7 protein-coding genes and 1 tRNA gene are annotated in these 8,893 nt (G+C 50.7%); 7 read left to right on the top strand and 1 reads right to left on the bottom strand.

Annotation, left to right across the window (positions count from 1 at the left end):
• The first annotated feature begins 652 nt into the window (after positions 1 to 652).
• The 7 genes from ACN0RL_RS19235 to ACN0RL_RS19205 all read left to right on the top strand — a co-directional run bounded on the left by ACN0RL_RS19235 (position 653) and on the right by ACN0RL_RS19205 (position 8,719).
• Complete coding sequence (locus ACN0RL_RS19235; protein ID WP_417519764.1) at positions 653 to 1,195, top strand: RNA polymerase sigma factor; 543 nt, start codon at positions 653 to 655, stop codon at positions 1,193 to 1,195.
• Between the two features lie 63 nt (positions 1,196 to 1,258).
• Complete coding sequence (locus ACN0RL_RS19230; RefSeq protein ID WP_417519762.1) at positions 1,259 to 2,254, top strand: FecR family protein; 996 nt, start codon at positions 1,259 to 1,261, stop codon at positions 2,252 to 2,254.
• Positions 2,255 to 2,516: 262 nt separating this feature from the next.
• A complete protein-coding gene (locus tag ACN0RL_RS19225; protein ID WP_417519760.1) occupies positions 2,517 to 4,931 on the top strand; it encodes a TonB-dependent siderophore receptor in 2,415 nt (804 codons plus the stop codon).
• Entirely contained in the window at positions 4,928 to 5,728 is an 801-nt protein-coding gene (locus ACN0RL_RS19220; RefSeq protein WP_417519758.1) for an ABC transporter ATP-binding protein, read from the top strand. Before ACN0RL_RS19225 ends, ACN0RL_RS19220 begins: the two co-directional genes overlap by 4 nt.
• Entirely contained in the window at positions 5,725 to 6,720 is a 996-nt protein-coding gene (locus ACN0RL_RS19215) for a FecCD family ABC transporter permease (protein WP_417519756.1), read from the top strand. Before ACN0RL_RS19220 ends, ACN0RL_RS19215 begins: the two co-directional genes overlap by 4 nt.
• The gene (locus ACN0RL_RS19210; protein WP_417519754.1) at positions 6,717 to 7,754 is read left to right on the top strand and encodes a FecCD family ABC transporter permease; all 1,038 of its coding nucleotides are present in this window, start codon (positions 6,717 to 6,719) and stop codon (positions 7,752 to 7,754) included. Before ACN0RL_RS19215 ends, ACN0RL_RS19210 begins: the two co-directional genes overlap by 4 nt.
• Positions 7,755 to 7,849: 95 nt before the next feature.
• A complete protein-coding gene (locus ACN0RL_RS19205; RefSeq protein WP_417519752.1) occupies positions 7,850 to 8,719 on the top strand; it encodes an ABC transporter substrate-binding protein in 870 nt (289 codons plus the stop codon).
• A gap of 51 nt (positions 8,720 to 8,770) precedes the next feature.
• Here the strand turns inward: ACN0RL_RS19205 and ACN0RL_RS19200 are convergent.
• A tRNA-Leu gene (locus ACN0RL_RS19200) sits at positions 8,771 to 8,856 on the bottom strand.
• Positions 8,857 to 8,893: the final 37 nt, after the last annotated feature.

Here is an 8,893-nt window from a genome sequence, read left to right as displayed (position 1 = left end):
CATTCAGGTCTGCGTGTTTACCCTTGACGTCGAAATGATGCGGAGAAATCAAATTTCCGATCGATTCACGAACCTCATCAAGATCCGTCGAAGACAAAATCGTATGATTTCGCAGATAGGCCATTGTGCCCCCCAATGTCCATCATCCAAATGGCCCATTACTCCCAAAGTAATGGTACAGGTTTGCACTTCCCCCCGGCTACCACCCCATATACTAGCAGCCAAAATCAAACCTAATTACATCTCATAACGACGCAAGGCTAATTGAAAAAGACCTGCACACATTAGAAATGCATTAAGTTTATCAACGCACAAACACCCTAAGTAAATTCATACAGAAAGCACAACTAACCCTAGGTTGCTTTAATTTAGTATTAACCCGCAATAGGCCGAGATAACTTCTTCAGCGCGATTTTATGCACCAAATATTCAAGTAACAATCCTTTACCGCCCGGCCAACGAGCAAACCAACATCGGTTTTAACATCGGACGGAATGGCAAAAAGAGATGGCTTTGCAACGCGGAGTTCTGATCACAGTGCATTAAATAACAACAAACCCGCAGATGCGAATGAAAATGATTGTTATTATTGTTAAATATAATTAGCAATAACCCAGATATCGCCGCCAGAAACTAAAGTCCGGAGAAACTCGTGCCCCCGTCGAAGACACCGAAGGCCAAAGGGGAATGTCATGCCATCGCCAGAATATTTAATTTATTAAGGTCACGACTTGTCGCCACTGCTGTTGCGCAAACCGGCAATCACGCAACCGCGGAAGACCTCGTTCAGGATTCCTGGCTGAAGGTGGAACAGGCGACCCATTCCACCACGATCGATAACCCGGCAGCTTTCATCACAAAGGTTGTCTCCCACACTGTTCTGGATCATTTACGCAAGGAACGGCGGCGCGCAGAAATTGATGCGGAAGTTTCCAGCATTCTTTGGGAAAGTCAGGATGACAAATCACCCGAGCGGGTCGCATCAAGCAGGGAACATCTGGAATCAATTTCCAAGGCTTTGAACGATCTTCCTGAGCGAACGCGCCAGATTTTCATGAGAAACCGCTTCGAACAAATATCGCATCGTCGTATTGCTGAACATTATGACATCAGTGAAGAAGCCGTTTATTATCATATCAAACGGGCACTCGAACACCTTGCGAAAGTGCGGGACAGTATTTCAGAAACAAACTGACAAATCCGTTTGACGGTTACTGCTTGTTCCAAATAAGTCATCTAACACGTCAAACATGTAAATATGCGTTCCAAACTTCCTAAGCACAGACTAGGCAATCAAATGAACGATCCGCAAACTTCGAGCACGACCAAAGCCCGGGTTGCCGTGGAAGCACGCGAATGGATTGTTCGTCTCAATTCCGGTGATGTAGAGACAAAATACCTTGAAGAATTTCGGAAATGGCGAGACCGCGCGCCGGAAAATGCCCTTGCCTTCGAACGAGAACGCGCATTCTGGAAGCAACTTCAACACATTGAACCCAAAGAAGACACGACACCGGATGCACAGAGTTCCCCGATTGGTCGCCGTCACTTTTTGCTCGGAGGGCTTGCCACAGCTGCGGCGGTGGCGGGGATCGCGCCGATTGTTATAGAGAAATTCAAAGCCGATTATGTCACAGCAATTGGTGAACGCGCCGAGTTCGGCCTGAATGATGGTTCTCGCGTGATCATGAATACAGACAGCGCGATATCCGTTTCAATTAACGAACAGCAACGAAATGTCATCTTGCTGCGTGGCGAGGCTGAATTCTATGTTCAGGCCAATCACGGGAACCCTCTTATCGTACAGGCACTTAAAGGCGAAAGCACTTCGGCTGAGGGCAAATTTGCCATTAAACTGCTCGACAATACTGTGACTGTGACCGCCTTAGACGGAAAAACAACCGTCTCGAACAGGCATGATACAATTGCTGTGAGCCTTGAACTACAGCCAAGCCAGCAGGCAATTTACCGCAGATCGGGACACCCTTATCTGAACGGCGAGATTGATGTGAAAAAAGTTTTAGCCTGGCAGGCCGGCCGCATCATTTTTGAAAATGCCCCCCTGGCAGACGCCCTTGCCGATCTGGAACGCTACTTACCCGAACGCATTCTCTTGGCGCCGGGTGTTAAACGCAGCACACGGGTAAGCGGAACCTTTACCACGGACCGCGCTCTGGCTGCGGTCAATGCCTTGGTTCGCATTCAGGGGCGCACCATTACCCGCCTGCCGGGCGTTGCGATACTTGTGACATAAACACCCCTGATCCAAACTTCGCTATGGCCTGCTGACGATCACGTTGGCCATAGCTTTGTCACAGGTTTCTCAGACATATTTCCCGCCCCTCTCAATCAATAATGCTAGTCACTCGCAAAAAATTTGGCCGGACCGTTTAGGTTTTTGCGTTTTCACCCGTCATTACAGTAAGGGCCCGGCATTCATCAGTGTTTTCCGGGGAGGAGTGCGCCGGGGCTGCTTACAGTTCTGGCCGGACAAACAGAACCATATTGAGGGGCTAATGCTCGAAAAGAACAACAAAGCTGGAACAAACCGGAAATCACATAGCCCGTTCATACAAGCCTTGATGGTTGGCGCCTCTCTCGGCTTGAGCACCACATTTCTTCCCTTTCAAATTGCTCAGGCACAGACACAAGCACAAGATTCCAATGAATTTGATATTAACATCCCTTCGCAGCAACTGGCCCATGCACTTTCTGATCTGACGGCACAAACTGGTTTTCAAACGGCATATCAGACCGATCTGGTGGCGGGCCTAATCGCCCCAAAAATTCAGGGAACCATGAGCCCGGATGAGGCCCTTTCACTGTTACTCGCCGGTACGGGGTTGCAATTTCAATATTCAGACAGCCAGACAATCGTTATTCTTCCCAATGATCTATCAGATGGGGCGGCCAGTTCGACCGTTGCACCGGTCGTTATTGAGGCAACCGGCGAGACAGCAACTGGGCCAGTCGACGGATATCGTGCGACGCGCTCAACCTCGGGCACTCGCACTGACACTGCTCTTCGTGACATTCCGCAATCCATTCAGGTTGTTCCACGCGATGTCATCGAAGACAGGGCTGCAACGGAACTAAAGGACGTTATTCAGAATGTCTCTTCTGTGCAGGAAAATTCCACATCCGGTAACCGCGCAGCAACTTTCAAGGTCCGCGGCTTTTCTTCGCCCGGGTATTCTGTTGACGGCATCATGCTCAACCCTGCTGGCGACAGGCCGGAAACCTTTCTTGATCTGTCCAGCGTGGAACGGGTTGAGGTCCTAAAAGGACCTGCTTCGGCGCTATATGGTCGTGCGGAACCGGGCGGGGTGATCAATATTGTCACGCGCCGTCCAAGCAAGGAATTCGGCGCTGATAGTACGCTTACCGTCGGAAGCTATGATTTCTGGCGAGCCCAGGGATCTGTAACCGGCGCATTGAACGCGTCAAAAACCCTGACAGCAAGACTTTCCAGCGGCCTGCAAACTGAAGACAGTTTCCGCGAAGCCGGAACGTCACGCCGTCAATCCGTCACCGGTGCAATAGACTGGCAACCAACAGAGGCAACCACGGTTACGGCCAATGTCGATTACACCCATCAAAACTTGCCATTTGATCGCGGATTGATTGTGACTGCGGACAACGAGGTCAGCCTTCCGGCAGATCGTTTTCTTGCCGAAAAATGGTCACGTATTGATGCAAAAAAAGCCCATACCACGCTTGGTCTTGAGCATCAGCTCAACAGCACTGTCAAACTGAGTGGCTCCATGGTCTATGACCAGGCTCTCGTGCAGGATACCGGTATCGATCTCCGGAGTCTGCAGGCAGATGGTCGGACACTCAATCGTCGCTATACCGATCGTGAAGAAGATTCACGAAGCTTCACATCGCGCTTTGACGCACAATTTGATTTCGACACAAGCAGCATTGGTCACACCCTTCTTAGTGGACTTGAATATTCTCATTCACAAATGAAGTTCAAATCTTATCGGGCCAATATTGGGGCAATTGATATCTATAACCCGGTTTATGGTGCGGATAAGGTTACGCCGACACTCAATTCCAATTTCGTCGAAGACATCGACACCCTATCTTTTATCCTTCAGGACCAGATCGAATTTACACCTCAGTGGAAGGCTTTGACCGGCCTTCGTTATGACACTGTGGATCAAAAACAGGATCAAAAGGTTGGTGACAGCAACGCACCAATCAATGAAGACGCACTGACAAAACGTTTTGGGCTCGTCTATCAGCCGATCCAGATACTTTCGTTCTATACCAGTTATGGCGAAAGCTTTTCACCGCAAAGCGGACAGACCCGGGATGGTTCGGCACTTTCACCTGAAGAAGGATGGCAAGTCGAAGCCGGAGCAAAATTTGATCTGCTTGCGGACCGGCTGTCTGTAACCACATCAGTGTTTCAGATCACCAAGGAAAATGTTGCAACCACCGATCCAGAGGACACCAATTACTCCGTTCTAACCGGTGAACAGCGTGTACGCGGTATCGAAATCAACCTGACGGGTGAAGTCCTTCCGGGATGGAATATCATTACCTCTGCGGCCTATCTGGATGCAGAAGTCACAAAAGACGAGGACTATGACGTCGGAAACCGGCTCGGCGGTGTACCGGTCTGGAGCGGCTCCATCTGGAACAGTTATGAATTCCAGAGCGGCAACCTCAAAGGGCTAACTTTGGGCGGCGGCGTACAGATGGTTGGTGCGCGTAAAGGGGATCTGAACAATAGCTATGCTGTTGATGGCTATGCCCGATTTGACGCATCTGTCGCTTACAAAATCACTGAGAATATCGAGCTTTCCCTGAATGGTAAAAACCTGACTGACGCGGATTATATAGAAACACCTGTCGGTCGCACCGAGAACTATGCGGGTGCCCCCTTATCCATTTATGCCGCCATCAAGGTAAAAATGTGATCAACGCGGATGTAAATTCATCTGAAGAGATCGCATTAAAAGGCGTCTCTTTTGCCTATAACGCACATCCTGTTCTTCAGGATGTGTCGTTTGCGGCCAAACGCGGCGAGTTCCTTGTTATCATTGGCCCCAACGGCTGCGGCAAAAGTACTGCTCTGCGGCTTTTGTCAGGATTACTTTCACCAAAAACAGGGCAAGTCGTTCTTGAAGGGGTCACTGTTGCAAAGATGGGGCGCAGGGCTTTGGCCCGACGCCTCGCACTGCTGGCACAGTCCAACAGCGTTCCCGAAGGGATGACTGTCGAAGACCTGGTTGGCATGGGACGATATGCCCATGAAACATGGTTGCGTCGTAAAACACCGAAAGACAGGGAAAAAATCGCATCAGCGATGGAACTAATGGAGATTACCGAACTGTCTGCACGACGCCTTGGCGAACTTTCCGGAGGCCAGCTTCAACGGGTCCGTATGGCGATGACACTGGCTCAGGACACACCGTTTCTTCTTCTTGATGAGCCGACCAATCACCTTGACCCGCGTCATCAGCATGACCTGCTGCATCTTGCCCGTCGGGCAGCCACAGAAAATAAATCCGTCATCGCCGTTCTGCATGACCTGACACAGGCAAGCCTGTATGCGGATCGTATTGTCATGATGTCTGACGGACATATTATCGCCGATGGCCCCCCACAGAACGTCATGACGCCGGAGCTAATCAAACAGGTTTACGGCCTTCGTACGGTTGCGGTTCCAATTGGCCGCACCGTCATACATCTGCCTGAGTCCGCAGTGTCATGAAGAACAGCAGGATATGCCTGGTGTCGGTCGGCCTACTTGCCATGCTATCACTTCTGCATCTTTGTCTTGGCGCCCGATTGATCACGCCGAATATCGTCTGGTCATCTCTATTTGATTACACACCCAAGAACTATCTGCATGTCATTGTTATCAATCAGCGTTTACCCCGCCTGATTGTCGCGGTCTCCATCGGGGCGATGCTGGCGCTGTCCGGGTATGTGCTGCAAAAAATCCTTCGCAACGATCTGGTCTCGCCTTCCACTCTTGGCATCAATAGCGGTGCAGCAACCTTTTGTGTTGCTGCGATCTATTTTTGGGGTGGTTCCGATGCAAACCTGTTTTGGCCCGCATTAACCGGTGGCATCTGTGCCCTGATATTTTCCTTTATCGTGGCAAACATTCTAGGACATCAGAAAGGCGACCAGATCAGTTTGGTTCTTGGCGGCGCCATGAGTACGACACTGTTTTCAACAGCTTCTGCCTTCATCATTTCGCTCGATACGGATATTTTTGGTAATCTGCTGGGATGGCTTGTTGGCGATATCAGCATTTTTGACCTGCAAACACTCAGTCTCATTTGGCCTGCTGGCATGGCAGCAATCCTTATCCTTTTGCTGGTCATACGGCCACTTGACCTGATGGGGCTTGGCTCAGAACAAGCAGCAGCACTTGGCGTCGATACTCGCTGGCTGCAATGGATCGGCCTTGGTGGTGCAATTGTCTTATCCATCATTGCAGTAACAGTCGTCGGACCAATCGGTTTTGTCGGACTAGTCGCTCCGCATATGGTTAAAATTCTGATCGGTGAAACCGGTCTTGGCCCGCCTCTTCTGTGTCTCATATCAGGCGCCATACTGGTCACAGCGGCGGATATCATGGCCCGGTTTATGGCCGCGCCAAGATTGCTAAATGTCGGCTCCGTACTATCGCTGTTTGGTGGTGTTGCCTTCCTCATCATCATTGTGGTCGTATTCGGAAGACGCAAAGCATGAGAGCCGCAAAATATATTGTTCTGGGTCCGATTAATCTGCCTTATTCGCCATTTGCGATTTCTCCGATCTTCTGCCTGTGTGCACTGGTGATGGCTACCGCATTTCTGGCCCTGAATGTTGGAACAACCGACCTTACCCATGAACAGCTATTGTCCTGGATCATCAGCTTTGGCCAGAACGGAGACATCGATGTCGCCGAACTTATGGCATTACGCGCACCGCGCGTCGGCATCGCAGTACTTGGCGGCGCAATGCTGGCAGCATCGGGTTATTTGCTGCAGGTGGCATCGGGAAATGCATTGGCGGATCCGGGACTTCTTGGGCTGTCGCAAGGTACCAGCGCTTTTATTCTTCTGGGCAGCATCGTGTTCAACTTGCCTACGCAATGGCTGGCATCATTCGGCTTGATCGGCGGACTTTTGGCGGCGGCACTGGTTTTGCTGCTTGCGTTCTATCTGAGACTTTCAAACGGGCTGATCCTGATTGGCATTGCTACGGGAATTATCCTTTCCTCATTAACTGAAATTGTCATCGTCGCCGGGGGAATTGAACGTTATGCCAGCTACGTTATCTGGTCACATGGCTCTTTGACGGCAACTTCTGCAATCGATGTCGCGCATCTTGCCATCTGGGCCGGTGTCGTCACTTTACCGCTTCTTATGGCAACCAGAGCCATGGGGCCACTTGAACTGGGCAATGATCAAGCCGCCAGCCTTGGCATTTCTCCTCGTCTGACCAGACTGCTTCTGACCGTGCTTGCGGCGGCGCTTGTTGCCCCGGTCGTCGCGATTGTAGGACCGATTTCATTTCTTGGCCTGATCTCGTCACATATCGCACGTCGGATGGTTGGGGCGAAGCCGGGCGAGGTTCTTCCGATCACAATGCTGATTGGCATGATAGTGGTACTGATTGCGGATTTGGCAGGGCGCACCTTATTTAACCCGGTCATCATTCCCGCAGGGCTGATTATTTCCATACTGGGTGTTTTCAGCTTCCTGTCAGTTGCGGCCTTCGCACGTATTTCAAAACAGTAAGATCGACTGTGGCAATGATGCGCAAACTAAAATTAGCAATTCTGTTTTTATGCAGCGTTTGCACAGCAGCCCGGGCGGGCATGGTGCAGGATCATATGGGACACAATGTTGAAATCCCCGACAACCTTTACAGGGTCGTATCACTTCATGACTGGACATTGACTGTCATGGCCCATGAGTTGGGAGTGCCCCTTGCGGGGAGCGTTGGGCGCCTCGCCCCGGATGGAAACTATTACATTCGAGGAGCAAATGAACTCTTTGGTCTCGATTTTAATCACATCGCACTAGCTTCGGTTCACGGAAAACTCGATCTTGAAAGGATCAGATCACTGAAACCTGATCTGATCCTTGGCAATGTTGGCGATGTAGCAAGACTGAATGAAAACCTTTCAAGCATTGCCCCGACGCTGATGTTCGACCCTGATCAAGGGCGCCCGCCATTCGACCTTTACCGAGAATTCGCAGGCTGGCTTGGTCGATCTGAGCGCTTTGAAACATTGCACGATAGCTATCGGCAAAAAACACGTGCCATTCGCAAACAATTGGCAAATAACGGCCTAACGAAAGCCAGCTATGTCGTCGTAATCCTCAACAGCCACGACGGTACATTCTCGGTCTATTCCGACTATGGCGTGCTCACCACCATGTTTGATGATCTTGGCCTGCAACGCCTGCCCATCACGCGTGAAATTCCCAGCGGAAACAGTAATATAATTCTAGGGGCAGAGATGCTCGACGCGCTTGATGCGGATTTCATCATAACGCCCTATCTGAAACGCAGAGGGGAAAGTCCCGATACATTCGCACAGGACCTTGATCGTATAGCCCCGGGCGCAAAAAACTTTCTGCGCGCGTTTGATCGCGGGCACGTTATCGCCTTTCCTCGCAACCGGGTTTACCCCACCAGTTTCACAGGACTGAACGAAGCTCTGGATACGTTTGCGCACATCCTCAAAGAGAACTGAGGTCCAGTTAGAAACAGGTTACGCAATTAGCCAGATAAAAGGAGAAAGCGATGGTGCCCCCGGGGAGAATCGAACTCCCACTCTCAAAGAGAAACAGATTTTGAGTCTGCCGCGTCTACCAATTCCGCCACAGGGGCAGGCATATATGGGTGCATTGCGCACCCGCCATCGTGG

The sequence above is a fragment of the Marinobacter sp. genome (genome assembly GCF_048259445.1).
GTDB lineage: Bacteria > Pseudomonadota > Gammaproteobacteria > Pseudomonadales > Oleiphilaceae > Marinobacter.
The sequence above is the reverse complement of the archived record's forward strand: the minus strand, read 5'-3'. Positions and strand labels throughout refer to the sequence as shown.